General features: G+C 60.0%; 25 protein-coding genes and 1 pseudogene. 14 read left to right on the top strand and 12 right to left on the bottom strand.

All coding sequences use genetic code 11. From position 1 onward, the window contains the following. Nucleotides 1–51: 51 nt before the first annotated feature. On the bottom strand, nucleotides 52–879 hold the full coding sequence (gene cysQ / locus KGA97_RS23070; RefSeq protein WP_192417226.1) for a 3'(2'),5'-bisphosphate nucleotidase CysQ: 828 nt from the start codon (nucleotides 877–879) through the stop codon (nucleotides 52–54). Further along, the gene (gene nudE, locus KGA97_RS23065; protein ID WP_223434910.1) at nucleotides 876–1,442 is read right to left on the bottom strand and encodes an ADP compounds hydrolase NudE; all 567 of its coding nucleotides are present in this window, start codon (nucleotides 1,440–1,442) and stop codon (nucleotides 876–878) included. The genes cysQ and nudE overlap by 4 nt, the downstream gene beginning before the upstream one ends. Before the next feature lie 90 nt (nucleotides 1,443–1,532). Between nudE and yrfG the strand changes: the two genes are divergently transcribed. Next, nucleotides 1,533–2,195: a GMP/IMP nucleotidase gene (gene yrfG, locus KGA97_RS23060; RefSeq protein ID WP_223434911.1), complete on the top strand. Its 663-nt coding sequence runs from the start codon at nucleotides 1,533–1,535 to the stop codon at nucleotides 2,193–2,195. 119 nt (nucleotides 2,196–2,314) lie between these two features. On the opposite strand, the gene lysM is transcribed toward yrfG, so the two are convergent. Further along, nucleotides 2,315–2,755 (bottom strand): peptidoglycan-binding protein LysM, encoded by a 441-nt coding sequence (gene lysM / locus KGA97_RS23055; protein ID WP_223481566.1) that lies wholly within the window; start codon nucleotides 2,753–2,755, stop codon nucleotides 2,315–2,317. A gap of 135 nt (nucleotides 2,756–2,890) precedes the next feature. Here lysM and KGA97_RS23045 point away from each other — a divergent pair, with 135 nt between their 5' ends. From KGA97_RS23045 to KGA97_RS23030, 4 genes are all read left to right on the top strand, one after another. Then, the gene (locus KGA97_RS23045) at nucleotides 2,891–3,778 is read left to right on the top strand and encodes a LysR family transcriptional regulator (protein WP_008025038.1); all 888 of its coding nucleotides are present in this window, start codon (nucleotides 2,891–2,893) and stop codon (nucleotides 3,776–3,778) included. A gap of 95 nt (nucleotides 3,779–3,873) precedes the next feature. After that, complete coding sequence (gene fdhD, locus KGA97_RS23040; protein ID WP_223481565.1) at nucleotides 3,874–4,713, top strand: formate dehydrogenase accessory sulfurtransferase FdhD; 840 nt, start codon at nucleotides 3,874–3,876, stop codon at nucleotides 4,711–4,713. Further along, nucleotides 4,710–7,058: an FdhF/YdeP family oxidoreductase gene (locus KGA97_RS23035; RefSeq protein ID WP_223416026.1), complete on the top strand. Its 2,349-nt coding sequence runs from the start codon at nucleotides 4,710–4,712 to the stop codon at nucleotides 7,056–7,058. Before fdhD ends, KGA97_RS23035 begins: the two co-directional genes overlap by 4 nt. Before the next feature lie 366 nt (nucleotides 7,059–7,424). Continuing rightward, on the top strand, nucleotides 7,425–7,910 hold the full coding sequence (locus KGA97_RS23030; RefSeq protein ID WP_008025043.1) for a glycine zipper domain-containing protein: 486 nt from the start codon (nucleotides 7,425–7,427) through the stop codon (nucleotides 7,908–7,910). A 70-nt stretch (nucleotides 7,911–7,980) separates the two neighbouring features. Here KGA97_RS23030 and KGA97_RS23025 read toward each other — a convergent pair whose 3' ends face one another. From KGA97_RS23025 to KGA97_RS23010, 4 genes are all read right to left on the bottom strand, one after another. Further along, a complete protein-coding gene (locus tag KGA97_RS23025) occupies nucleotides 7,981–8,400 on the bottom strand; it encodes an acyl-CoA thioesterase (protein ID WP_207285588.1) in 420 nt (139 codons plus the stop codon). A 135-nt stretch (nucleotides 8,401–8,535) separates the two neighbouring features. Next, nucleotides 8,536–9,762: a 3-hydroxyacyl-CoA dehydrogenase gene (locus KGA97_RS23020; RefSeq protein ID WP_223481564.1), complete on the bottom strand. Its 1,227-nt coding sequence runs from the start codon at nucleotides 9,760–9,762 to the stop codon at nucleotides 8,536–8,538. A 238-nt stretch (nucleotides 9,763–10,000) separates the two neighbouring features. Then, nucleotides 10,001–11,935 carry an ATP-dependent DNA helicase RecQ gene (locus KGA97_RS23015; protein WP_223481563.1) on the bottom strand — a complete coding sequence of 645 codons (1,935 nt, stop codon included), beginning with the start codon at nucleotides 11,933–11,935 and terminating at the stop codon, nucleotides 10,001–10,003. Between the two features lie 286 nt (nucleotides 11,936–12,221). Next, nucleotides 12,222–12,725 (bottom strand): hypothetical protein, encoded by a 504-nt coding sequence (locus KGA97_RS23010; RefSeq protein WP_008040133.1) that lies wholly within the window; start codon nucleotides 12,723–12,725, stop codon nucleotides 12,222–12,224. Between the two features lie 297 nt (nucleotides 12,726–13,022). Between KGA97_RS23010 and KGA97_RS23005 the strand changes: the two genes are divergently transcribed. The 4 genes from KGA97_RS23005 (at nucleotide 13,023) to KGA97_RS22985 (ending at nucleotide 15,502) form a co-directional block, all read left to right on the top strand. Next, nucleotides 13,023–13,298: a hypothetical protein gene (locus KGA97_RS23005; RefSeq protein WP_008025051.1), complete on the top strand. Its 276-nt coding sequence runs from the start codon at nucleotides 13,023–13,025 to the stop codon at nucleotides 13,296–13,298. A 436-nt stretch (nucleotides 13,299–13,734) separates the two neighbouring features. Continuing rightward, nucleotides 13,735–14,031 (top strand): hypothetical protein, encoded by a 297-nt coding sequence (locus KGA97_RS23000; RefSeq protein ID WP_008025053.1) that lies wholly within the window; start codon nucleotides 13,735–13,737, stop codon nucleotides 14,029–14,031. Between the two features lie 219 nt (nucleotides 14,032–14,250). Further along, complete coding sequence (locus KGA97_RS22990; protein WP_223481562.1) at nucleotides 14,251–14,604, top strand: DUF1493 family protein; 354 nt, start codon at nucleotides 14,251–14,253, stop codon at nucleotides 14,602–14,604. Between the two features lie 43 nt (nucleotides 14,605–14,647). Beyond that, a complete protein-coding gene (locus tag KGA97_RS22985; RefSeq protein ID WP_223481567.1) occupies nucleotides 14,648–15,502 on the top strand; it encodes an EamA family transporter in 855 nt (284 codons plus the stop codon). A gap of 205 nt (nucleotides 15,503–15,707) precedes the next feature. Here KGA97_RS22985 and KGA97_RS22980 read toward each other — a convergent pair whose 3' ends face one another. After that, nucleotides 15,708–17,249, bottom strand: coding sequence for a phosphoenolpyruvate carboxykinase (locus KGA97_RS22980; RefSeq protein ID WP_008025058.1), 1,542 nt, complete (start codon nucleotides 17,247–17,249; stop codon nucleotides 15,708–15,710). A 179-nt stretch (nucleotides 17,250–17,428) separates the two neighbouring features. Next, nucleotides 17,429–18,331: an Hsp33 family molecular chaperone HslO gene (gene hslO / locus KGA97_RS22975; protein ID WP_008025061.1), complete on the bottom strand. Its 903-nt coding sequence runs from the start codon at nucleotides 18,329–18,331 to the stop codon at nucleotides 17,429–17,431. A gap of 103 nt (nucleotides 18,332–18,434) precedes the next feature. Here hslO and KGA97_RS22970 point away from each other — a divergent pair. Next, nucleotides 18,435–18,663: pseudogene (locus tag KGA97_RS22970) on the top strand (phosphoesterase); the annotation flags it as partial. A gap of 186 nt (nucleotides 18,664–18,849) precedes the next feature. On the opposite strand, the gene KGA97_RS22965 reads toward KGA97_RS22970, so the two are convergent. Beyond that, nucleotides 18,850–19,257, bottom strand: coding sequence for an RNA-binding S4 domain-containing protein (locus KGA97_RS22965; RefSeq protein WP_008025063.1), 408 nt, complete (start codon nucleotides 19,255–19,257; stop codon nucleotides 18,850–18,852). A 247-nt stretch (nucleotides 19,258–19,504) separates the two neighbouring features. Between KGA97_RS22965 and KGA97_RS22960 the strand changes: the two genes are divergently transcribed. Beyond that, nucleotides 19,505–19,951 (top strand): ATP-dependent zinc protease, encoded by a 447-nt coding sequence (locus tag KGA97_RS22960; RefSeq protein WP_177318178.1) that lies wholly within the window; start codon nucleotides 19,505–19,507, stop codon nucleotides 19,949–19,951. Beyond that, the gene (gene rimK, locus KGA97_RS22955) at nucleotides 19,948–20,853 is read left to right on the top strand and encodes a 30S ribosomal protein S6--L-glutamate ligase (RefSeq protein WP_007949201.1); all 906 of its coding nucleotides are present in this window, start codon (nucleotides 19,948–19,950) and stop codon (nucleotides 20,851–20,853) included. The genes KGA97_RS22960 and rimK overlap by 4 nt, the downstream gene beginning before the upstream one ends. A 129-nt stretch (nucleotides 20,854–20,982) precedes the next feature. Here rimK and KGA97_RS22950 read toward each other — a convergent pair whose 3' ends face one another. Then, nucleotides 20,983–22,296 (bottom strand): ATP-binding protein, encoded by a 1,314-nt coding sequence (locus KGA97_RS22950; protein ID WP_192226739.1) that lies wholly within the window; start codon nucleotides 22,294–22,296, stop codon nucleotides 20,983–20,985. Between the two features lie 103 nt (nucleotides 22,297–22,399). Beyond that, entirely contained in the window at nucleotides 22,400–23,140 is a 741-nt protein-coding gene (gene ompR, locus KGA97_RS22945; RefSeq protein ID WP_008032260.1) for a two-component system response regulator OmpR, read from the bottom strand. Between the two features lie 360 nt (nucleotides 23,141–23,500). Here ompR and KGA97_RS22940 point away from each other — a divergent pair, with 360 nt between their 5' ends. Continuing rightward, nucleotides 23,501–25,825: a Tex family protein gene (locus KGA97_RS22940; RefSeq protein WP_223413709.1), complete on the top strand. Its 2,325-nt coding sequence runs from the start codon at nucleotides 23,501–23,503 to the stop codon at nucleotides 25,823–25,825. Next, complete coding sequence (locus KGA97_RS22935) at nucleotides 25,825–26,208, top strand: PaaI family thioesterase (RefSeq protein ID WP_008019061.1); 384 nt, start codon at nucleotides 25,825–25,827, stop codon at nucleotides 26,206–26,208. Before KGA97_RS22940 ends, KGA97_RS22935 begins: the two co-directional genes overlap by 1 nt. Nucleotides 26,209–26,372 lie beyond the last annotated feature (164 nt).

Below are 26,372 nucleotides of genomic sequence, written 5' to 3'. Positions count from 1 at the left end.
ACGCGGTGCATCTGTTCCACCGCATCGACTGGATCGCCAGCAAGCCGGCTCCTACAAGGTGGCGAGCTTCAGAAGTTTTTCGCGCCAGGCGGCTTTCGCTGGCAGCGCCAGGAAAAACGCGTTCCGCAAAGACTCCCGCGCCGGATAGCTGAACGGCACGCCACTCAACTCCAGCACTTCACCGCCCGCCCCTTCCAGCACACCCTGGGCCGCCGCCGTATCCCACTGCGAAGTCGGCGCCAGACGCGGGTAACAATCCGCCGCCCCTTCCGCCAACAAACAAAACTTCAGCGAACTGCCGATATTGGCCAGTTGCAGCTCACCCAAGCTGTCGCTCAACCCGGCGAGCAAGCGCTCTTGCTCAGGGCTCGAATGCCGACGGCTGGCGACGACCGTGAAGGCCTCTCCTGGGGCGGGCACGGTGCGAACCTGAATCGGCAGCGGCTCGGCGTCCTTATCACCACGCCAAGCGCCCAGACCGGCACCACCGACGTAGAAGCGTCCATTGGTCGGCATCGACACCACACCAAACACCACTCGCCCCTGCTCGATCAACGCAATGTTGACGGTAAATTCTTCGCTGCCCGAGATGAACTCCTTGGTGCCGTCCAGCGGATCCACCAGCCACCAGCGCTGCCAGCCGGCACGCACGCTCTGCGGAATGTTGGCGTCTTCTTCAGACAACACCGGGATGCTCGGGTCCAGCGCGGTCAGCCCGGCCAGAATCAGATGATGAGCGGCCAGGTCGGCAGCGGTGACCGGTGAATCGTCGGCCTTGGCGGTCACGGTCGTGCCGGTGCGCCAGAACGGCAGGATCGCGTCGCCAGCCTTCAATGCCAGTTCAATCACTGGCGCCATCAATGGATGAGGGAAAATCATGGCAGGAACACTCCGCGCTGGGTCAGCAAATCTCGGGTCAGGTACAGCGCCGCCAAGGCACGGCCCTCGGTGAATTTCGGGTTCTGGGCCAGGGCCGACAGCTCTCGCAGGTTGATCTTGTCCACGCGCATCGGTTCAGGCTCGTCGCCTTCAAGCCGTTCTTCGTACAGTTCGGTGGCCAACACCACCTGAATCTTCTGGCTCATGTAGCCCGGCGACAAGGACAGCTCGGTGAGGTGTTCCAGTTGCCGCGCGCCATACCCGGCTTCTTCCTTGAGCTCACGCTCGGCCGCCGCCAGCACGTCTTCACCCGGCTCGATCAAGCCTTTGGGCAGCGACATCTCGTATTCATCGGTGCCGCCGCAATATTCCTCGACCAGCACCGCGTGATCTGCGTCGAGCATCGCCACGATCATCACCGCGCCATACCCGGCGCCTTTGCCGACCAGCCGCTCATAGGTGCGCTCCACGCCATTGGAAAAGCGCAATTTCAGCTCTTCGACGCAGAACAAGCGGCTGGTGGCGACGATCTCGCGGGCGAGGATGGTGGGTTTCTGGCGCATGAAAAGCTCCTTGGCGTGAACGCGTTACTATACCCGGCCTATCCTGATTGTTGACCTCGGATATCTCTTTTACCGCTGGAGAAGTTTTTTATGTCCCTGCTGCCCTGGCGAGACATCGACACCGTTCTGCTCGATATGGACGGCACGCTGCTGGACCTGCACTTCGACAACCATTTCTGGCTGGAACACCTGCCCCAGCGTTACGCCGAATTGCACGGGGTGAGCCGGGCCATGGCCGAGATGGAATTGCAGCCGCTGTTTGAACGCCATGCCGGCCAGTTGCAGTGGTATTGCCTGGATTTCTGGAGCGCCGAACTGAAGCTGCCGGTGCGCGAGCTGAAACTTGAAACCGCACACCTGATCGCGTTGCGCCCGGACGCGGATACGTTCCTTGCGGCGATCAAGCAGGCCGGCAAGCGGGTGGTGATGATCACCAATGCACACCGGGATTCGCTGTCACTGAAACTGGAACGAATTGAACTGGCGCCGTATTTCGAGCGGTTGATCAGCTCGCATGATTACGGTTTTCCCAAAGAGAATCCGCAATTCTGGCAGGCATTGCAGGCGGATATCGGTTTTGATCCGGCGCGCAGCCTGTTTATCGACGATACATTGTCGATCCTGCGCAGTGCGCGGGATTTTGGGGTCGCGCATTTGTTGGCGGTGAAGGAGCCGGACAGCCGCAAGGGGCCGAAGGACACGGCGGAGTTTGCGGCGGTGGTTGATTATCGTGAGCTGATAGCGGGGCTTTAGACCGAGTCGCGCCTTTCGCGGGCAAGCCTCGCTCCTACAGGTTAGGCGTCGTTCGTGAACGAGGCGATAACCTGTAGGAGCGAGGCTTGCCCGCGAAGGCCATAACGCGGTCTTAAACCTTACTCAGGAATCCGCAACGACTGCCCCGGATAAATCTTGTTCACATCCTTGAGCATCGGCTTGTTGGCCTCGAAAATCTTTTGATACTTGTTGGCATCGCCATACACGCGCAATGAAATCGCGCTAAGGGTGTCGCCCTTCACAACCGTGACAAATTTCGCGGCGACGACCGCAGGTCCGGTCACCGCAATCTGATCATCCACACTGCCGACACCGGCGATATTGCCCACCGCCAGCAGGATTTTTTCTTTCTCTTCCTGGCTCGCCACCTCACCGGTCACCGTGACTTTGTCGCCCTCTACCGTCGCCTGCACATTCGGATTGCCCAGGCCGACCTTGCTGATGTGTTCCTTCAACTGCTCGCTGGCATTGGCGTTACCCGGCGTCAGCAAATCGATAAGCTTTTCGCCTGCTTCCTTCACAAAGCTAAAAATACTCATGGTGCACTCTCCTTGGTTTTTGGTTCCAGACGCAAAAGCCTAGACCAAGGTTGCAACACCCGGTTCCTACCCGACCAATGACGCCGCTTGCCCCCAGGCGCTAGAATCCCGACCTTCCCGCGCCCTGGAGCGAAGATGGACATCAAGCAGCTGAAATTCCTCATCGCCCTCGACGAAACCCGGCATTTCGGTCAGGCCGCTGCACGTTGTCACGTCACTCAGCCGACCCTGTCCATGCGCTTGCGCAGCCTTGAAGAAGAACTCGAGCTACCGTTGGTCAACCGTGGCCAGCGCTTCGAAGGCTTCACCGCGCCGGGCGAACGGGTGCTGGCGTGGGCGCGCACGGTGCTCGCGGCCTACGACGGCTTGCAGGCCGAAGCCGCCGCCTGTCGCGGCAACCTGGTCGGTACGCTGCGTCTGGGCGTGGTGCCGTTGTCGAGTTTCGACCCGCTGCCGCTGCTGCAACGCTTGCACGGCGAACACCCGAACCTGCGCTTCGAACTCTCGGCGCTGAGCTCCGAACAGATCCTCGAACAACTGGCGAACAATCGCCTGGATCTTGGCGTGTCGTACCTGGAGCGTCTGGACGCCGAACGTTTCGATTCCCTGGCGTTCAGCGAAACCCGCATGGGCCTGCTCTACGATCAGCGCTTCTTTACCTTCGGCGAGGCGCCGCTGAGCTGGGAGTCGCTGATCGAATTGCCGCTGGGCATGCTCACCAGCGGCATGCATTTCCGCCAGTCCATCGACCACAATTTCCACAGCCGCGGCCTTACTCCGCAGCCGTTGTTGCAAACCGATGCCGTGCATCAACTGTTACAAGCTGTTCATGGTGGATTGTGTTGCGCCGTGATGCCGCTCGAAGGCGGCCTGGAAAACCTGACAGACCATCTGCGCCTGCAACCGATCGAAAACGCCCAGACCCTCGGCCGGCTGGGGCTGATCATGCGGCGCAGCGCACCGCGCTCGGCGTTGGCGGAGGCCTGTTTCGCGATCTATCAACAATCAATGACAAGCTCTTGATCGACGCCATCTATCGGCAGATCAGTAATAGCGATTAGACGCGACAACTTGTCGCGCATAGGCTTAAAGCTGACTAAACCGTCGGTGATGCCCCCATGAACGCCAAGCGTCCTGTTTGCGCGGCGCCAGCCCTCGAAACGCCCGCGCCCGCCGCCAGCCAAACGTACAGTTACAGCGATTTTCAATACACCGAATCGGCCAGCACCGCGCTCGCCGAGGAAGTCGCGTTGGCGATTGCCTATAACGGTATCAGTCAGGCAGTGATGCTCGTGACGCCGACGGACCTGGAAGACTTCATCGTCGGTTTCAGCCTCGGCAGCGGCATCATCGAAGACGCCTCCGACATTTATGACCTGCAACTGAGCGGTTCGGGGTCGGCGCAGTACGCGCAAGTGACCATCGCCAACCGCGCCTTCTGGAACCTCAAGCAGCAACGTCGGCAACTGGCCGGCACCAGCGGTTGCGGGCTCTGCGGCGTGGAAGCGGTCGAACAGGCTCTGCCAGACCTCAAGGTGTTGCCCGGTGCACCACTGCCGCCCGCCGAATGGCTCGACGGTTTGCGCCAGCGTATCGGCGCTTTCCAGCCACTCGGCCAGCATTGCGGCGCGGTGCATGCGGCGGTGTTCATGAACGCTCATGGCGAATTGCTGCTGGGTCGCGAAGACATCGGCCGGCACAACGCGCTCGACAAGCTGATTGGCGGGCTGATCCGGCAAAAGATCCCGACCTCTGGCGGCCTGGCGATTGTCACCAGTCGTTGCAGCCTCGAATTGATCCAGAAAGTACTGCGCGCAGGCATCCAGACCCTGGTCAGCCTGTCCTCGCCCACGGGCCTTGCCGTGCAATGGGCCCGTCGTCACAACCTGAACCTTATCCATCTGCCACAGAAGAATGCGCCGCGGGTCTACAGCCCGGCTTTGGAGAATCAAGCGTGAGTCAACACCGTCAAGCCGACCAGAAACCCGTCCCCCGCTACAAGCCCTACAAGGGCCCAGCCGGTGGCTGGGGCGCACTGATCAGCGTCGCCCAGGCCTGGTTGACCAGCGACAACGCGCTGAAAAACCTGCGCATCATGCTCAAGACCAACCAGAACGGCGGCTTCGACTGCCCGGGTTGCGCCTGGGGCGATTCGCCGGAAAAGGGCATGGTGATGTTCTGCGAGAACGGCGCCAAAGCGGTGAACTGGGAAGCGACCAAACGGGCCGTCAACCCGGCATTCTTCGCCAAACACAGCGTCACCTCGCTGCTGGAACAAAGCGATTACTGGCTCGAATATCAGGGGCGCCTGACCGAGCCGATGCGCTACAACGCCGAAACCGATCGCTACCAACCGATCAGCTGGGATGACGCCTTCACCCTGATCGCCAAACATCTGCGCGGTTTGTCGAGCCCGGACCAAGCCGAGTTCTACACCTCGGGACGTGCCAGCAACGAAGCGGCGTTTCTCTATCAGTTGTTCGTGCGCGCCTATGGCACCAATAATTTCCCCGACTGTTCGAACATGTGCCACGAGGCCAGCGGTGTCGCGTTGGCGCAGAGCGTTGGTGTCGGTAAAGGCACCGTGACCTTCGACGACTTCGAACACGCCGATGCGATTTTCGTCTGGGGCCAGAACCCCGGCACCAACCACCCACGGATGCTCGAACCGCTGCGTGAAGCCGTGAAACGTGGCGCGCAAGTGGTGTGCATCAACCCGCTCAAAGAACGCGGCCTGGAACGTTTCCAGCACCCGCAACACCCGATCGAAATGCTCACCAACGGCGACAAACCGACCAACACCGCCTATTTCCGTCCGGCCTTGGGCGGCGACATGGCGGTACTGCGCGGCATGGCGAAATTCCTGCTGCAATGGGAGCGCGACGCGCAGAAAGCCGGTGAGCCTGCCGTGTTCGACCACGACTTCCTCAATGAACACAGTGTCAACGTGCTGGAGTACCTGGGCACTGTCGACGATACGCCGTGGGAGCAGATCGTCGAGCAGTCCGGCCTGACGCTCGTGGAAATCGAGCAAGCGGCGCGCATGTATGCCAAAGGCAAGAACGTGATCATGTGCTGGGCGATGGGTATCACCCAACATCGCCATTCGGTTGCGACCATCCAGGAAATCGCCAACCTGATGCTGCTGCGCGGCAACATTGGCCGCCCCGGTGCCGGCCTGTGCCCGGTGCGTGGCCACAGTAACGTGCAGGGCGACCGCACGATGGGCATCAACGAGCGTCCGCCGGTGGCGTTCCTCGACTCCCTGGAACGTCGCTTCCAGTTCAAAGTGCCGCGCGAAAACGGCCACAACGTGGTCGAGGCGATTCATGCCATGGCCGAAGGTCGTGCAAAAGTGTTCATCGCTCTGGGCGGTAACTTCGCCCAGGCCACTCCGGACAGCACGCGCACCTTCCAGGCTCTGAGCAACTGCGACCTGACCGTACAGATCAGCACCAAGCTCAACCGCAGCCATTTGGCTCACGGCAAGGAAGCACTGATCCTGCCGTGCCTGGGCCGCACCGACATCGATATCCAGACCGAAGGCCCGCAAGCGGTGACCGTGGAAGATTCGTTCAGCATGGTCCACGCCTCCAACGGCCAGTTGCAGGCGCTGTCGAACCAGATGCGCTCCGAACCTGCGATCATCGCCGGCATCGCTGCCGCGACCCTGGGCAGCAAGCCGGTGGACTGGAACTGGCTGGTGGCCGATTACTCGCGCATCCGTGACCTGATTGCCGATACGATTCCGGGCTTCAAGGACTTCAACGAGAAGATCAAGAATCCGGGCGGCTTCTACCTCGGCAACAGTGCCGGTTCCCGTCGCTGGAACACCGCGTCGGGCCGGGCGAATTTCCGTGCGAACGTCCTGCCCAAGGACCTGGTGCACGAGCGCACGCGCTCCACAGGCGTGTTGCCGGACCTGATCATGCAGTCGATGCGTTCCCACGATCAGTACAACACCACCATTTATGGCCTCGACGACCGTTATCGCGGCGTGAAAGGTCAGCGTGATGTGTTGTTTGTGAACGAGGCGGATATTATTCGCCTGGGGTTCAAACCGGGGCAGAAGGCCGACATCGTTTCGATCTGGGACGATGGTCGTGAGCGTCGGGTGAAAGGCTTCACACTGCTGGCGTTTGATATTCCTGCGGGGCAAGCGGCGGCGTACTACCCGGAAGTGAATCCGCTGGTGCCGCTGGAGAGCACTGGGGATGGCAGCCATACGCCGACGTCGAAGTTTGTGGCGATCCGGTTGGAAGCGGCGAGTGAGATCGGGTTGATTTTGGCGAAGTCTGCGTAACGCGGCAGCAGGTCTGGCCTCTTCGCGGGCAAGTCGGATCGCCGCACCGCTCGCTCCTACAGATCAGTAGTGATCTCACGGTCACGGCAAAACCTGTAGGAGCGAGGCTTGCCCGCGAAAGCATCCGACACGACTACACCTGTATCCGCACCGCCCGATTACTTTCCAATCGCCCACAAAAAAGGCCGTTTTTTCACAAAAACGGCCATTCCGAAGTAACTAAAGACCGGCGAAAAACACTTAAGTTCCAGCTAAAAAACAGTAACTTATAGAAATGTGCTGAAGTCGTGTTACTCGTCGGATTTCGATTGTCAGCCTTACGACACAGCCTCAGGATCGCGCCGTCATCCCCTTGAGGTTCCTCAAATGAAGTTCTCCTCGATTCTCTTGTTGTCCCTTGGCCTGGTCAGTGGCTTCGCTTCTGCCGGAGGCACCACCGAAGCAGGTGTGGGCGGCGCATTGGGCGGGGTTTTGGGCTCGGTCGTCGGTCAATCGCTAGGCGGCAACACAGGTTCAACCATTGGCGCGGCCCTGGGCGGCGCGGGTGGTAGCGCAGTCGGCGCAGACAAACGCAGCCGTGGCGAAGCGGCCATTGGCGGTGCGTTGGGCGCAGCAGGCGGTAACGTGGTCGGCCGCAGCATGGGCGGCACCACCGGCAGCCTGATCGGCTCCGCAGCAGGCGGCGGCGCCGGTGGCGCGCTGGGTAACTACATGGGCAACAAAAGCGATGATGATGACGATGATCGTCGTTCCTATCGCGGTCATGGTGATCGTCGCTATTACCGGGATGACCATCCGGGTCGCGGCCATGCTTATGGCCACCGCAAGCACAAACATCGCTATCACGACTGAGGCTTGAATCGCCTCGTTTACCGGTAGATCAAAAAAATCGCAGCCCAAGGGCTGCGATTTTTTTTGCCCCTCAAACCGCCAATCGCTCCAGCGCACCGCGCAACCCGGCAGGAATCGCCACGGGCTGATTCGACACCCGATCCACAAACACATGCACGAAACGCCCCGCGGCGCAGGCTTCGTCTTCACCGGCCTTGAACACCGCCAATTCGTATTGCACCGAGCTGTTGCCCAACTTACCCACGCGCAAACCGATCTCGATCCGGTCGGGGAAAGCGATTGAAGCAAAATAATCGCAAGCCGAACTCACCACAAAACCCACGACTTCGCCGTCATGAATATCCAGGCCGCCGACTTCGATCAGGTAGGTGTTCACCGCTGTGTCGAAGAAGCTGTAGTAGGTGACGTTGTTGACGTGACCGTAGGCATCGTTGTCGTGCCAGCGCGTGGTGATGGGCTGGAAGTGCGGGTAGTCGGTGCGTTGGGGCATCAGCGTCGGTTCCTGAAGTTGGATGGCCAGTAGACCGTGTCGCTATCATCGCTGGCAAGCCAGCTCCTACAGGATAGCGAGGACCTTGTAGGAGCTGGCTTGCCAGCGATGGCGCCACCACGGTCAATACACCACTTACCGATCAGCAAACCCCTTGCCCACCACCGCCAACTCCCCGATCAACCGCGTCGGCTGCCAGTGGTCACCCTGTTTGGTTTCCAGCTGCAGTAGCCGCTGATGAATATCCACCAACCCCTGCTGATCCGCCCAGGCCATCGGCCCGCCCTTGTCCGCCGGAAAACCATAACCGTTGAGGTAAACCAGATCGATGTCATGCGCCGACGCCGCAATCCCTTCCTGAAGAATCTTCGCCCCCTCGTTGACCAGTGCCAGCAAGCAACGCTCCAGAATTTCCTCAGGCCCGATCTCGCGACGCTGGAAACCCAATCCTTCGCTGACCTTCAGCACCAGCGCATCCACCTGCACATCGTGCTCAGCCTGGCGACTGCCCGCTTCGTAGTGATAATAGCCGTTGCCACTCTTCTGCCCGAAACGGCCCAGTTCGCACAGACGGTTATCCACTTGAACCTGCGGCGCATCCTGCCCCTTGCCCGCCAGCTCCCGAGCCCGCCATTCGAGGTCGATACCAACCACGTCGTACATGCGGAACGGCCCCATGGCGAAACCGAACCCCTGCAACGCCGCATCCACCTGATAGGGATAAGCGCCTTCAAGCAGCATCTTGCGTGCTTCCAGCACGTAGGTTTTGAGCATGCGGTTGCCAATGAAGCCCTCGCAGTTGCCCGACACCACGCTGACCTTGCCCATGCGTTTGCCCAGGTCCAGCGCGGCTTCCAGCACCGCCGGTGAAGTCTGTGCGCCACGAACGATTTCCAGCAGTTTCATGATGTGCGCCGGGCTGAAGAAGTGCAGGCCCAGTACTTGTTTCGGGCGGCGGGTGGCGGCAGCAATGGCGTCGATATCCAGCGCTGACGTGTTGCTGGCCAGTATGGCTTCGGGCTTGAGCAGGCCATCCAGCTCGCGGAAGATTCTCTGCTTGAGCTCGAGGTTTTCGTAAACCGCTTCGATCACCAGATCGACCTCGCGGATCGCTGCGTAATCGGCAGCCGCCGTGACCCGTGCAATGCGCGCATCCGCTTCAGCCTGATCAATCCGTCCCTGCCGCACGTTGTGCGCGTAGGTCTCAGCCACGGTGGCCAGTGCCTGCTCAAGCATCTGCGGATTGTTATCGACCCACTGCACCGGCACCCCGGCATTGGCCAGGCACATGACAATGCCACGGCCCATGGTGCCCGCACCGATGACGGCAGCGCGCTGAATGTTGAACGGTGTCTGGCTCATGGTTGTTCTCTTGTTGGCGATCCAAAGACAGACCCCACCATAGTCAGCCACCCGGCTTTTTTGAAATTTATTCCTGTGATGGGGGACATTCAGCGGATGGATGCACGTCCGCCAGACACTGACATCCCTGTAGGAGCGAGCGGTGCGACGATTCGACTTGCCCGCGAAGGCGTCCCCGAGGTCACCGCAATGGCTGATGGCCTAATCGCCAGCAAGCCGGCTCCTACAGGGGTACGGTTCAGCCTGAGAGGTGTTGCTCGACCCAAGTCCGTACCTCGCCATACGGATACTCTTCCAGCGCCGCAAACCCCGGAATCGACCGAGCCTTGAGCTTGGTGAACAGCGGCACACTGATCCCGCACAGAAACCGTGTCACCCGCTCAGCGGGAGGAATGCTGCCGGTGTGCTGCTCGTGCCTGTGGATAAATCCACCACACAGCGCCTCGAAGTTTTTATCCACAAGCGTCGGCAACTCCGGCGGTGAGGGCAGCCGCGCCACGTGCCCATGACACACCGAACAATGCCCGCACTGCTGCGGCGAGTTTTCGTCACCGAAGTATTCGGCCAGGCGATTACCCAGGCAGTGGTCAGTGGCGAACAGGTCCAGCATGGCGTGAATCCGCGCAATCTCGGTGCGTTCATGCCGGGTGAAACAATCATGCAGTTCGGCACTCAGCGCCTGAATGTCGAATGCCGTTTGCAGCAGGCTGTAGACCTCGGTCATCTGCTTGCTTTCCAGCTCGACCCAACCCTTTTCCTGGAAGTAATCCAACGCCTTGACCACCCGATTGCGCTCGGCTTGATGCTGCTCGTACAGCGCATCGAAATTCACCGTCGCCCAGGTCCGCGCGCGGCTGGAGGTCTGGATGATGGCCGCGACGAAATCCTTGCGCTCGCCCTCGAAGCGGGCCAGCAAGTCTTCCGGCTCCAGCAAATACTTGAAGCGATATTCAGCGTAATAGGCGTAACGCGGGGCGATGATCCCGCGCAGCTCCAATTGCACCAGCAAGGTCTTGAGCGGCAACTGGCGAATGTTGCTCTGATCGGCCAACGGCCCTAGCAGAAACTCCCAATGCCCCTCGGGCACGGCGGCTTGCAATTCGTCGAGCACATGACGGATGCCTTCCAGCTCCGGCGTGTCGCCGTAGACGAAATTTTCCAGCACGTTGAGGCTGTCGCGGTTGGCCAGTACCAGGCAGTCCGATGGCTGCCCGTCACGCCCGGCGCGACCGATTTCCTGGCTGTAGTTTTCGATGGATTTGGGCAGGTCGAAATGCACCACGTTGCGGATGTCGCTCTTGTCGATGCCCATGCCGAAGGCGATGGTGGCGACGATGCAATTGGACTGGCCACCCATGAATCGTTTCTGAATGGCTTCGCGTTGTTCGTGGGGTAAACCGGCGTGATAGGCCTCGGCCTGAATACCGTTGCGATTCAAGTGTTCGGCGATGTGTTCAGCGGTTTTCTGCAGCGTGACGTAGACGATGCTCGGCTGGTTGGGACGCTCGCTCATCCATTCGACCAAGCGTCGGCGTTTGTCCTGACCGCGCACCGGTTCCACCAGCAAATTGAGGTTTGGCCGGTAGAAGCCGGTGGTCACCACGTCTTGCGGGGCAATGGCGAATTTCGCCTCCATGTCGGCGATCACTTTCGGGGTCGCGGTGGCGGTCAGCAACAGCGCTTGAGGAATGTTGAACTGACGCTGATAGTCCGGGAGTTTGAGGTAGTCGGGGCGGAAGTTATGGCCCCACTCCGAGATGCAATGCGCCTCGTCCACCACCAGCAGCGAGATGGGCACTTGCTGCAAGAAATTGCGGAAGCGCTCGTTCTTCAGGCGCTCCACGGAAATCATCAGAATCTTCAATTCGCCGGACTTGGCGCGAGCCATCACGTCACCGGCGTCATCGCGGCTTTGAGCCGAATCGATACTGCCTGCCGAAATGCCATGGCGCTGCAGAAACGCCAATTGATCCTGCATCAACGCGAGCAGCGGCGAGACCACCAGCGTCAGGTGCGGCAGCAACACCGCCGACATCTGGTAACACAGGGACTTGCCTGAACCCGTAGGGAAAATCGCCGCCGCCGAGCGCCCGGCCATCACCGCGCTGACCACCGCCTCCTGGCCGGGTCGAAACTGTGGATAACCGAAAACCTGTTCCAGGGTGTTGTGCATAAGCTGTCACTCCGTTGACCGCTGCGAAGCCCAAAGCCTAGCCGGTGATCGCAGCGAGTCGAGAAAAGGTCGGGGGCAAAAACGATACGGGATGATACAGCGGATAGCGCGGAGGGGATTGCGGGGGTTGAGGAATATGGCGACCGGTAGATCGCCATCGCTGGCAAGCCAGCTCCTACAGTTGATCGTCAGTGAAAACGGATTTTGCGTATGACCCAAAACCCTTGTGGGAGCGAGCCTGCTCGCGATGACGCCAGCCCAATCACCACAATAATCATGAAATGTCTCAGGGCACCAACACCGCCACCCGCAGCTGTTCATTCAACATCTGCTCATGAAACACCTGGCTCTTGCTCGCCCACACCGCATGGGCCGGGCTGATTTCGCCGGTGAACGCCGCCGCCAACTGACGCAAATCAGCGACGCTTCGCACACGCGGGCAGAACGGTTCGCCGTCGCAGTTCTGACTGGCGTTGCGGTAGGTGGTCAGCAACCTATCCCACAACCCGTCACGCACTTGTCGCACAGACTTGAGCTTCAATGCCTGCACGCCCAGACGCTGTTTCAGCCCCTGTTCGTCCAGCGATTCGCTGGCCAGCAACGCCTTGCCGAACATCAGCACCTCAGCGCGGGACGCGGTGTCCATGTTCGCCTGCGTGGTGAGAGCATCCGGCCAACCGGTGCGGGCCATGTTGGCCAGCATCATCGAACTGCCAGCGTCGGCCGCGCCCGTCAAACGACAAACACCCGCCCACAACAACAAAACCGAGGCCATACGTAGCCACTGCATACCTAATTCCCTTTAAGTGCCTAACCAGGCATTTTCGAAATGCCCTACAGATTCTGGCGCGCACCATACAGAGGTTTACTGCGCCGCGCCTGATAAACACGTAGGAAATTTCACCAGTAGGGGTTTCGGTGAAAAAAACCTCGGGAATCACGTAGGGCCAATGCCCGAAGACCAGTAAATCCCCTACACACTCTGTCGATTGCGGCTGTATTGCCGCAGCCCGCCGTCCCCTTCATAGTTTTCGGCGCGGCTGAAACAGTGTGTCGGCCTGCCCGACTTCCCAAAGGACTGCTCCCGATGCAAGACCGCTACCGCCCCCTCAAAAGCAGCTACAGCGACACCCCGGTCCTGGTCATCGACACCGAGGCCGACCCACACGAAATCCTCGACGCCGCCCGCCAACGCATCCACGCCGCCAGCGACCTGCTCGAAACCCTGTATTGCCTGTGCTTCAAACAGGCCGACGCAAGCGACATCCCCAACATCGTCAACGCCCTCTACCTGCTGACCCAGGACGGCAACGAACTCCTCGACATCGCCCGCCAACGCCTCCCAAAACTCACCGCCGGCTAATGCCCACCACCCCTTCTGTAGGAGCGAGCGATGCGGCGACCCGACTTGCCCGCGAAGAACGATAACGCGGTGTACCTGACTAAAAATTTCGGCTGGGGATAACTCCGTAGGCAACGCCCTATCAAAGCTTCATCCCGGTCCTACAACACAAGACACCTTGTCGCCTATCGTCAACCGGCAGCTCATATCTATAGTCGGACCGTCGCTGCCAATTCAGCGACTCAGGTTTGGTCACCTGAATTTGAGAGAAAACTTATGCATGCCCTTGTATGCTGCCGACTTCTTTTGTGTCGGCACGCTTTATGGCGGCTGTGTTTGGGACGCTTCTGCGTACCCGGGTTTTCTCTCCCTGGTTGACCAACCTGAACACAGTCCGCCACCCATCGTTTGGTCACGATAGTGGCGGGTCTTCAGCTACATAAAAGAGAAAATTCAAATGAATACCTGGAACCCGCTCACCGATCGCTACCGCCCACTCCAAACCAACCTCACCGATTCCCCACCCCTGATCATCGACACAGAAGCCAACCCGCAAGACATCCTCGAAGCCGCCCTCCAGCGCATCCGAGCCTCCAGCGAACTACTCCGAACCCTGCATTGCCAATCCTTCGAGCAAGGCGATCTAGAAGACATCCCCCACATCACCCACGCGCTCTACCTCCTGACCCAGGATGGCTGCGACCTGCTAAAAGTCGCCCAGCAACGCATGATGGGCTGGAAAGCCCCTGCCTGACGCTAAGCGCTAACAGGTAAGCCGAACCCTTGTGGGAGCCGGCTTGCCTGCGCCTCGCAGGATTCGACACGTCGCCAGAGGACATCCTCACTCCACTTCCTGCGCGAGAGGAAGTGCTCGCCAAATACCGGGAAGACAATCCGTCACAATCTGCTCCTGCCCTTCCCACCACACCTGACGACCAATAAGATCCGCCCAAGCCCAACCGGACGCCCCCGAATGAACCTCGCCTCCAATTTCCCCGACGACCAAACCATGCACCTGCTCATGCAGCTGCTGCACGAGGAACTCGGCCTGCCCGAACGCAAAACCATCAGCCTCACCACCTCGATCAACTTCGACCTGGGCTGCGACGGTGCCGATGCTCAAAACCTGATGGAAGCACTGGAGGAACAGTTCGCCATCGACCTCATCGATTACGACGCCTATCGCTACTTCCAACCCGAAGGCTACGATGTCTTCCTCAAACGCAGGGCCAAGGGGCGTGGCGACAAAGTCCCGCTTACCATCGACATGCTCTACCAGGCCATCAAGGCCCGACGCTGGGACACTCAGACGCTGGAAGGCTTCTAACGTCCGCAGCACACACCTATAAGGACATAGCGTGGACGTACTGATGGGTTTACTCGCCGCCTTACTGTGGGGCGGCACGGATTTTCTGGTGGGTTTGAATGCCCGCGCAGTGGGCGTCAAACGCGCGGTGTATTTCGGTCAGGCGCTGGGTTTCAGCATCATGAGCCTGCTGTTGCTTGCCTTCCCCGCGTTCATCCTCAAATCGATATCCGCGTCACTCACTGTCTGGCTGTTCGGCATTGTCGCCGCGGTGCTGACGGTGTCTGGTGCCCTCGCGTTGTCCAAAGCCTTTGCCCTCGGCAAAGCGTCCATCGTTGCGCCGCTGGTAACTTCTTATGGCGTTGTGACGACGTTGCTGTCCTGGGCCGGAGGTGAGCAGATCAGCCTGATTCAGCTGCTTTGCATTGCTCTGTGCGTGATCGGGGTGATTCTCTCCAGCATTCATTCCGACTCGAAAATCCCACACACCACTCAAGCCAGCAGCTCGATTGCCTATGCGTTGCTGGCCGCGGTTTTCTACGGCACCAGTTTCTGGCTGCAAGGCCACTTTGTGCTTCCGGTCCTTGGTCCGGTGACGATGCTTTGGCTCGCTTATCTGGTTGGTCTGATCGTGCTGGTGGTGATCGTCCTGAGGATCGAGGACGGACTGAAAATTCCACCGCTGAAAAACTGCATGACGCTGACCGGCGCCAGCTTGATGAACCTGGGTGGGTTTTCTTCTTTCGCCTGGGGCGCGGTGGCAGGATCGGTTTCGGTGGTGACCGTGATCAGTACGTTGTCTGGAGGAATCGCGGCGATTCTGGGGTACGTATTTTTCAAGGAAAGGCTGGCAAAGTTACAGGTGCTTGGCGTGGTTCTGGTGTTGGTGGGCGCGTTCGTTTTGCACCTGAAAACCTGAGCCGCCCCCACAAAAAAGGCATCTTACGGAATCCAATACCTGTAGGAGCCAGCTTGCTGGCGATGGTGGTTAACGATAACGCGTGCTGTCTGGATAAACGCGGCGCACTTGGGTTTATCGCCAGCAAGCTGGCTCCTACAGGTAATGCGTTACCCACAAAAAAGCCGCCCCAAAGGGCGGCTTTTTCATTACATCAAACCAACTCTTACAACTTCGGCCCAGCAGCCTTGATCGCGTCGCTCACTTCGAACTTCTTGAAGTTCTCAACGAACAACCCGGCCAGTGCTTTAGCCGCTTCATCGTAAGCAGCCTTGTCAGCCCAGGTGTTACGTGGGTTCAACAGGCCAGTTTCAACGCCCGGTACGGCCAGTGGCACGTCGAGGTTGATGGTGTCGAGGTGTTCGGTTTCAGCACCGATCAACGCGCCGCTCTGGATCGCTGCGATGACGCCGCGAGTGGTCGGGATGTTGAAGCGTTTGCCGACGCCGTAGCCGCCGCCGGTCCAGCCGGTGTTGACCAGGTAGACCTTGGAGCCGAAGCCGCGGATGCGCTTGATCAGCAGTTCTGCGTATTCGCCGGCCGGACGCGGGAAGAACGGTGCGCCGAAGCAGGTGGAGAAGGTCGACTTGATGCCGCTGCCGGAACCCATTTCGGTCGAGCCCACCAGTGCGGTGTAGCCGGACAGGAAGTGGTAGGCCGCTTGTTCTTCGCTGAGGATCGACACTGGCGGCAGTACGCCGGTCAGGTCGCAGGTCAGGAAGATCACAGCGTTTGGCTCGCCACCGAGGTTCTTCTCGGAACGCTTGGCAACGTGCTCCAGCGGGTAGGCTGCGCGGCTGTTCTGGGTCAGGCTGACATCGGCGTAGTCGGCGTGCTTGGCGTCGTCGATCACGACGTTTTCCAGGACTGCGCCGTGCTTGATGGCTTTCCAGATGACCGGCTCGTTCTTCTCGGACAGGTCGATGCACTTGGCATAGCAACCGCCTTCGATGTTGAAGACAACGCCTTCGCCCCAGCCGTGTTCGTCGTCACCGATCAGGTAACGGCTTTCGTCGGCCGACAGGGTGGTTTTACCGGTGCCGGACAGGCCGAAGAACAGGGTCACGTCGCCCGCTTCGCCGATGTTGGCGGCGCAGTGCATCGGCAGTACGTCAGCGGCCGGCAGCAGGAAGTTCTGCACCGAGAACATGGCTTTCTTCATTTCACCGGCGTAACGCATGCCGGCGATCAGCACTTTCTTCTGTGCGAAGTTGATGATCACGCAACCGTCGGAGTTGGTGCCGTCACGCTCTGGCACGCATTCGAAGTTGGCAACGTTGAGCACTTGCCACTCAGCACGACCCGCCGGGTTGTACTGGGCCGGGTTGATGAACAGGCAACGACCGAACAGGTTCTGCCAGGCAGTCTGGGTGGTCATCTTCACGGCCAGGTAGTGATCTTCGGCCGCGCCTACATGCACGTGGGAAACGAAATGATCTTGCGCGTTGTTGAACGCCTCGACGCGAGCCCACAGGGCATCGAACTTGTCGGCCGGGAACTTGCGGTTGATCGGGCCCCAGGCGATAGCGGCCTGGGTGGTCGGCTCTTCAACGATGAAACGATCGACTGGCGAGCGACCGGTACGGTGACCGGTGCGAACAACCAGCGCGCCGGTATCGGCAAGCTCGCCTTCACCGCGATTCAGGGCTTCTTTAACCAGATCATCAACACTCAGATCGGTGTACACGGCGTTATTGGCTTGCGTCATGAGGTTCCCCGTCGGCCAGTGGCCGAGTGCTCCAAACGTTTTGTAGTAGAAAGTCGTGCACTACTACCGCGAAAAAAGTGGGCCGGATTATGCCAGAAACGCCCAAAAAAAGTAGGGCCCTCCCGTCGTAACGGCGTTATTCCGGCACTTTCCAGTGAATTTACCTGCGCTGAACCGTTTTAGTGACGGGTATCTGACGGCGTGTCGACGCCCGCACCGGCGAATAATTGAACAATATCGGCGGCGTCGAACAGGTAACGTTCATTGCAGAACTGACAGTCGACCTCGATGTTGCCACCGTGTTCGACGACCAGGCTCTGCGCATCTTCCAGACCCAAACTGACCAGAGCATTGGCAGAACGTTCGCGCGAGCAGCTGCAACGGAAGCGCAATTTCTGCACATCGAACAGCCGGACCTGCTCTTCATGGTAGAGACGATGGAGCACGGTTTCGTTGTCCAGACCGAGCAATTCATCGGCGGTCAGGGTACTGCCCAACGCGGTGATGTGCTGCCAGCTGGCGGCGCGTTCTTCTTCGTCTTTCAGGCGGTCGGCAGGCAGTTGCTGCAGCAACAGGCCACGGGCGCGACGGCCATCGGCGTACAGCCAGAAACGCGTGCCCACCTGTTGCGACATCACGAAGTAGTTAGTGAAGCACTCCGAGAGGGTTTCGCCATCCAGGTCGACGATGCCCTGATAACGCTGGCCCACGGTCGGGTCGACGGTCAGCGCCAATACGCCGTTGGGCATCAGGTCGGCGAGGGTGGCGTCGGGGGCGATCTGGTCAGCCTCGTAACGGGCCAGACCACGGATGTCACGTTCGCTGGAGCATTCGATCATCAGCAACGGGATCGGGCCGTCGGACCGCGCCTGAAGAATCAGCAGACCATCAAACTTCAAGGTGCCGACCAGCAACGACGCGGCGGCCATCAGTTCGCCAAGCAGTTGCGCAACCGGCTCCGGATACGGGTGTTTGGCAAGGACCTCGGCGTAGCTGCGCTCCAACGAAACCAGCTCGCCGCGGGTGTCGCTGTCATCGAAGATGAAGCGTTGGGTGTAGTCGGTATCCGGTAGATCGGTCATAGGTCTGGGTATCTGAAGTAAATGATAAAAAGGTTACAAACGAGAAAATCGCGCCTCTGTAGCACCGTTTTGGTGCGCACTGTTCAGCCATGGGAGGCATTTTATGAACAATCCGGTTTTGTTCCAAGCAAGGTGGAACGTCTGCCGGTAGCGCTGTGCAACTTTGTGCCGGTGGCGCTGCTGGCCTTCTGGTTATGGCCTACAGGTCAGAGGCTGTGTGTGATTTTCGACGAGTGGCTTTCCATCCACTCGATTCGCCGGTGGCGATTCACCCGATATGGCTGCGCATTCGGGTAATTGCAAGTCTGCGACCGTTCGATGCGGTGGTTGGGGATGCTAGTCGTCGGAGAAATATGGTGCGTAGCGCCCGATTTTTTCGTTGGAGGGCGAGTGCTGCGCACTCGATCGCCGGCAAGCCAGCTCCTACAGTGACCGCGTCGTTCAAACGTAACGCAATCTCCTGTAGGAGCTGGCTTGCCAGCGATAGCGTCAGCCCAGACAACGCAGAAGCAACAGCCTCACTCGTCGTTGCTGCTCCCACGAAATTTAAACAGATCCCGCCGCTGCTTCTTGCTCGGCTTGCCGTCGGTGCTCACGCCCAGCGAGCCCGCCTTGCGCATCGCCGCAGCCGCTTCGCGCTTGGCGATGCTGGCTTCGGTTTCGGCGTACAAGGTCTGAGCTTCCGGCGCACCACGGCGCACGATCGATAACGCCTGGACCACCACCGTGCGCTCCTCGAACCCTGCGCGAATCTGAAACTCGTCGCCGATCCGCGGCTCTTTGCCCGGCTTGCAACGCTCACCCCGGCAATGCACCTTGCCACTTTCAATCGCCGCTTTCGCCAAGGCACGTGTTTTATAAAAACGCGCGGCCCACAACCACTTATCGAGACGGACCTTGTCGTCCTCTTCGCTTTTTTGTGCCATGGAATTTCCTCATTCTGAAATATTGGTGAACTGTACTACCGTTTCTGTCGTGCCAGGATTTCCACCGACCCGTACTACAATGCGCACGCCACACCTCGCTTGCAGGGGTGGAATTCCGGGCTGTAGATATCTGTCGCCTTTTAACCATTATTCTGCGTGAATACCGCGAATCCGGCCGCGTGCGGCCCCAGCGGTATCCACCGGTTGAGTACCTTTGAAGACATTTGACCATTTGACCGTTGTCGGTCTGCGCGAGTGGGTGGCGCTCCCGGGTTTGGGAGTTGCGGGCCTGCGGGCAAAAATCGACACCGGTGCCAGCACCTCCAGCCTGCATGCCACTGACATCGAGCCGTTCGAGCGCGACGGCGAACAGTGGGTGCGCTTCACCGCGCACCTGGGCACGGTAGTGCAGTTGCGACACCGACGCTGTGAAGCACCGCTGGTGACGATGAAATCCATCAAGAGCTCCAACGGCCAGGCGCAGAAGCGTTACGTGGTCAGCACCACCCTGGCCCTCGGTGATCGGGTCTGGCCCGTCGAGTTCACACTCGCCTGCCGCAAGTCCATGCGTTATCGCCTGCTTCTCGGTTCCAAAGCCCTGATCGATGGCCAACTGGTGGTCAATCCGGGCATTAAGTATGTACAAGACAAGCCGGTGTTCCCGGTATCTACCTCCTCCACAGGTGTTGCATGAAGATCGCTGTGCTGTCGCGGAACCCGCGTCTGTATTCCACTCGTCGTCTGGTCGAAGCCGGTACCGAGCGTGGCCATGAAATGGTGGTGATCGACACCCTGCGCGCCTACATGAACATTGCCAGCCACAAACCGCAGATCCACTACCGCGGCAAGCCGCTGGAAGGTTTCGATGCGGTGATCCCCCGGATCGGTGCGTCGGTAACGTTCTATGGCTGCGCGGTACTGCGTCAGTTTGAAATGATGGGGGTGTTCCCGCTTAACGAATCGGTGGCCATTGCCCGCTCGCGGGACAAACTGCGTTCGCTGCAATTGCTCTCGCGCCGCGGGATCGGTTTGCCGGTCACCGGGTTTGCCCACTCTCCGGATGACATTCCCGACCTGATCGACATGGTCAACGGCGCGCCGCTGGTGATCAAGGTGTTGGAAGGCACCCAGGGCATCGGCGTGGTGCTGTGCGAAACCGCAACGGCGGCGGAATCGGTGATCGAGGCGTTCATGGGCCTCAAGCAGAACATCATGGTTCAGGAATACATCAAGGAAGCCGGCGGTGCGGACATTCGCTGCTTTGTGGTCGGCGACAAGGTGATTGCGGCGATGAAGCGTCAGGCCAAGCCTGGGGAGTTTCGTTCCAACCTGCATCGCGGTGGCAGCGCCAGCCTGATCAAGATCACGCCGGAAGAACGCATGACTGCATTACGCGCTGCGAAGGTGATGGGACTGGCGGTGGCGGGTGTGGATATTCTGCGTTCGAATCACGGGCCGTTGGTGATGGAAGTGAATTCGTCGCCGGGGCTGGAAGGGATTGAAACCACCACAGGGAAGAATGTGGCGGGGATCATCATTGAGCATCTTGAGAAGAATGGTGGGCCGAATATGACTCGGACCAAGGGTAAGGGCTGATCCTGACTTTGCGGCGGCAGGGATGCCGCCTTCGCGGGCAAGCCTCGCTCCTACAGTTGATCGCACTCCACTGTAGGAGCGAGGCTTGCCCGCGAAGGGGCCTTCAGCCCCGTCAAAGATGCCGGCCCTTTAAACCGCATCCCGAGGCAGCATCAACCCCAACGGCAACCGCACCCGCGCTTCCAGCCCACCGCCAGTACGATTGCGCAACTCAACATTCCCGCCATGCATCGAAGCAATCCGCTTCACGATGGCCAGACCCAACCCGGTCCCTTTACCACCGCGAGCACGATCCCCACGGGTAAACGGATTGAAGATCGCCTCCAGCTCCGACGGATCAATCCCCGCCCCACGGTCCATGACGCTCAGCACCACATACGGGGCGCTGACATCCCCAGACACATAAGCCGCCACCTCAACACCGCTGCCAGCGTGATGCAGCGCATTGCCGATCAGGTTGTTCAGCAACCGTTTCATGGACACGCGACGCAGCGGAAACGGCTGAATCGGCTCCAGACGCAGGCGTACTTTCTCTTCATTCTGGTTAAACGGCGCGGCGACTTCGCGGACCAGATCGCTCAAGTCCACCTCTTCCACCGATTCATCACGGCCATCGCGGATGAACGCGAGGAACTGGTCGAGAATCGCGTCCATGTCCTCGATGTCGCGGACCATGTCGTCCGTCAGGTCGCTGTGGTCGCCCATCAGTTCCAGCGACAAGCGCAAACGAGTCAGCGGTGTTCGCAGGTCATGGGACACCCCGGCCAGCATCAGCTCGCGCTCGCGGCCAGCCTGTTCGACGTCTTCGGCCATCTGGTTGAACGCGCGGTACACCTCGGTCATCTCGCTCGGTGTGTCGCTGATCGGCAGGCGCACGCTGCGACCCTGGCCAAGTTGGCGGGCGGCATAGACCAGGCGCTTCAAGGGTTGATTGAGCTGGCTGACGAAGATCCACGCCGAGGCGGTGGACAGCAAACCAATGGCAAGGAACCAGCCGAGCACGTTCCAGATTTTCTGGCCACGCAAAGGATGCGGATACAGCGGCACTTTCAGCCAGCCATCGCCCAGGCTCGGCGCCCGGACCCACAGCGCTGGCGGCGAGTGCATGCGTAATCGCACCTCGGTGTCGGCGCCGAGTTCGGCCTGCATCTGCCGCTGATAGATCTCGCTGTAAGGCCAGTGTTGCTCGCCTTCCGGCACGCCGGTGCCCACCACCCGGATCAGGGTCGCGGCTTCGGCAATCTTGTCGCGATTGTTTTCATCGGCCGCCCAATAGGCGCGCAGCGTCAGGGCGACGCCGTGGCTGTATTGACGATCCACCAGCACGTCTTCGTTCATCAACAGATAAACCAGGGTCAGCGCCTTGGAAAACAGGACGACAATCAGCACCAGCCACAGGGTGCGGGAGAAGAAACTCTGGGGGAACCAAACCGGGGTTTTCATGAATAACCGCTACACACTTGCAGGAGCGAGCGATGCTCGCATATTGCGGATCGCGAGTCTGCGGACAACATCATCCGCACGACCCGCTCCTACAAATCGCCGATCACTTGGTGGCGGCGCCATCCGGAACGAACACGTAGCCCACGCCCCAGACAGTCTGGATGTAACGCGGCTTGGACGGATCAGGCTCGATCATCCGGCGCAGACGGGAAATCTGCACGTCGATGGAACGCTCCAGGGCATCCCACTCGCGGCCACGGGCCAGATTCATCAGTTTGTCGCGAGTCAGTGGCTGACGCGCGTTCATGACCAGGGCCTTGAGCACCGCAAACTCACCGGTGGTGAGCATGTGCACTTCGTCACCGCGTTTCAGTTCGCGAGTCGCCAGGGACAGCTCGTAGTCACCGAAGGTCACGCTTTCGTCTTCGCTGCCCGGCGCACCCGGCACCGGCGCCGACTGACGACGCAGGACCGCTTTGACGCGAGCCATCAGCTCGTCCGGGTTGAACGGCTTGGCCAGGTAATCGTCGGCGCCCAGTTCAAGGCCCTTGATGCGGCTCAGCTCGTCGCCCTTGGCGGTGAGCATGATGATCGGAATCTGATTGTTCGCGCCGCGCAGACGGCGGCAGGCGGTCAGACCGTCTTCGCCGGGCAGCATCAGGTCGAGGACGACCAGGTTGAACACTTCACGCGCCAGCAGGCGGTCCATTTGTTCGGTGTTCGGTACGGCGCGGGCGCGGTAGCCCTTGCTGACGAAAAAGCGTTCCAGCAGGCTGCTGAGCCCCGGATCGTCGTCAACGATAAGAATTTTTTCGCCTTCAGCAATGTTTGCAGTGCTGCTCATTGGATGCTCCTTTGATCTCGGCGCGCATTATGGCGTAGCTGCCGTTATACGCACCGTGTGCATTGTTAGCAGATTTTTCCTTCACCGCCAGAAATCCGGGCATTGTGCCTACAGCCTGTGATGCCCCCGAATGACAGAACGCTGGTTATAATGCGCGGCCTTTTGTGTCAGGCAACGTCTGATCGTTACCGTCGCGGCGGCTTTTTATTTTCATCGCCACGGCAGTAATTGTTCGATTTCACGGGTCAACGGGATGCCTGTTGATCCAGGTAGCGGCGCAGGCCAGGCCGCTCAACCAGACTCGCCGAGCCTTTATCCCCGCGCCCGCGAGCCTGCTTTCACAATTTGTCAGGTGGTTTTATGGACAGCATCAACAGCCGCATCGCCGAGGAACTCGGCGTACGCCCACAACAGGTCGAAGCGGCCGTCGCGCTACTCGATGAAGGCTCTACCGTTCCCTTCATCGCCCGTTACCGGAAAGAAGTGACCGGCAGCCTCGATGACATCCAGTTGCGTCATCTGGAAGAGCGTCTGCGCTACCTGCGAGAACTCGACGAACGGCGCATCAGCATCCTCGCCAGCATCGAAGAGCAAGGCAAGCTGACCCCGCAACTTGAACGCGACATCAAGCTCGCCGACACCAAGACCCGCCTCGAAGACTTGTACCTGCCGTACAAGCAGAAGCGCCGCACCAAGGGCCAGATCGCCCTGGAAGCCGGCCTCGGCGAGTTGGCCGACGGCCTGTTCAACGATCCCTCGCTGGCCCCGGACACCGAAGCCGCACGCTTCATCAACGCCGAAAAAGGCGTGGCCGATGTGAAGGCGGCCCTCGAAGGCGCCAAGTACATCCTCATGGAGCGCTTCGCCGAAGACGCCGGCCTGCTGGACAAACTGCGCAACTACTTGAAGCAAGAAGCCACTCTCAGTGCCCGCGTGATCGCCGGCAAGGAAGAGGAAGGCGCCAAGTTCCGCGACTATTTCGAACACGACGAACCGCTGAAAAGCATGCCGTCGCACCGCGCGCTGGCGATTTTCCGTGGCCGCAACGAAGGCATTCTCAGCTCCGCGCTGAAAGTCGGCGACGAACTGCCGGGCACCATGCACCCGTGCGAAGGCATGATCGGTCAACAGTTCGGCATCCAGAACCAGAACCGCGCCGCCGACAAATGGCTGGGCGAAGTGGTGCGCTGGACCTGGAAGGTCAAGCTCTACACCCACCTCGAAACCGATCTGCTGGGCGAGCTGCGCGATGGCGCGGAAACCGAAGCGATCAACGTGTTCGCACACAACCTGCACGACCTGCTGCTGTCGGCTCCGGCCGGCCCGCGTGCCACCCTGGGCCTCGACCCGGGCCTGCGCACCGGTTGCAAGGTCGCCGTGGTCGACGCCACCGGCAAGCTGCTGGATCACGCCACGGTTTACCCGCACGTGCCGCACAACAAGTGGGATCAGACCCTGGCGATTCTCGCCGCCCTGTGCGCCAAGCACTCGGTGGACCTGATCGCCATCGGCAACGGTACCGCCAGCCGCGAAACCGACAAGCTCGCCGCTGAACTGATCAAAAAATACCCAGCCATGAAGATGACCAAAGTCATGGTCTCCGAGGCCGGCGCATCGGTTTACTCGGCGTCGGAACTGGCTTCGAAGGAATTCCCGGACCTCGACGTGTCGATCCGTGGCGCGGTGTCCATCGCCCGTCGCTTGCAGGATCCGCTGGCCGAGCTGGTTAAAATCGATCCGAAATCCATCGGTGTCGGCCAGTACCAGCACGACGTGTCGCAGCTGAAACTGGCGCGCGGCCTGGACGCTGTGGTCGAGGACTGCGTGAACGCCGTCGGCGTCGACGTGAACACCGCTTCCGTGGCGCTGCTGGCCCGTATCTCCGGCCTCAACGCGACCCTGGCGCAGAACATCGTCAGCCACCGTGACGAGCACGGTGCGTTCAAAACTCGCGCAGCGTTGAAGAAAGTGGCGCGTCTGGGTGAAAAAACCTTCGAACAGGCGGCCGGGTTCCTACGCGTGATGAACGGCGACAACCCGCTGGATTCGTCTGCGGTTCACCCGGAAGCCTATCCGCTGGTGCAACGCATCGCTGCTGAAACCGATCGGGATATTCGCTCGCTGATCGGCGACGCGAGCTTCCTCAAGCGTCTTGATCCGAAGAAGTACACCGACGAAACCTTCGGTCTGCCGACGGTCACCGACATCCTGCAAGAGCTGGAAAAACCTGGCCGCGACCCGCGTCCTGAGTTCAAGACCGCCGAGTTCCAGGAAGGCGTCGAAGACCTCAAGGACCTGCAACTGGGCATGATCCTCGAAGGCGTCGTGACCAACGTGACCAACTTCGGTGCATTCGTCGATATCGGCGTGCATCAGGACGGTTTGGTGCACATCTCTGCGCTTTCGGAGAAGTTCATCAAGGACCCGCGTGAAGCGGTGAAGGCCGGTGACGTGGTGAAAGTGAAGGTCATGGAAGTCGATATCCCGCGCAAACGCGTCGGCCTGTCGATGCGCATGAGCGACACTCCGGGCGAGAAAATCGACGGTGCCCGTGGTGCGCGTCCGGGGTCGGCACCGCGCCAGTCCCAGAACACTGCACCGCGCAAGGAAACCACGGCGGCGGCCCCATCCAACAACGCCATGGCTTCGCTGTTCGCTAACGCCAAGCAGTTGAAGAAACGCTGATGGAGATCCCGGCCGGGCTGACCGAAAGCGCGTTTTTCAAGCTGCTGGGCTGTCGCTTGCACAGCCTGGAAACCGGGGTGGCGCAAGTCGCCCTGGCGCTTGAACCCGAACTGCGCAATCGCGGCGGCAAGCTGCACGGCGGGGCCTTGTTCAGCCTGGTGGACATTGCCATGGGGCTGGCCTGTTCCAGCACCCACGGCTTTGACCAGCAGAGCGCGACCATCGAGTGCAAGATCAACTACATCCGCGCCGTTTCCGACGGCGAGGTGATGTGCACGGCGCGGGTGATCCACCCGGGCCGCCGCACGCTGGTGGTCGAAGCCGACGTGATGCAGGGCGACAAACTCGTCGCAAAAGCACAAGGCACGTTCGCTGTCCTGTAGATGAATGCCATCATTTTGAGTTAATTTCAGCGCAACGAAACCTGTGGGAGCGAGACCGGCTTGCCGGCGATGGCGATGTGTCAGTCAACATATGAGTCGCCTGACAATCCGCCATCGCCGGCAAGCCGGTCTCGCTCCCACAGGGATTGTGCAGTTCTTTACTG

This window comes from Pseudomonas sp. BF-B-15, from assembly GCF_019946675.1.
In the GTDB taxonomy this organism is placed as follows: domain Bacteria; phylum Pseudomonadota; class Gammaproteobacteria; order Pseudomonadales; family Pseudomonadaceae; genus Aquipseudomonas; species Aquipseudomonas migulae.
Note: the sequence above shows the minus strand (reverse complement) of the source record. Positions and strands in the feature narration are given on the sequence as shown.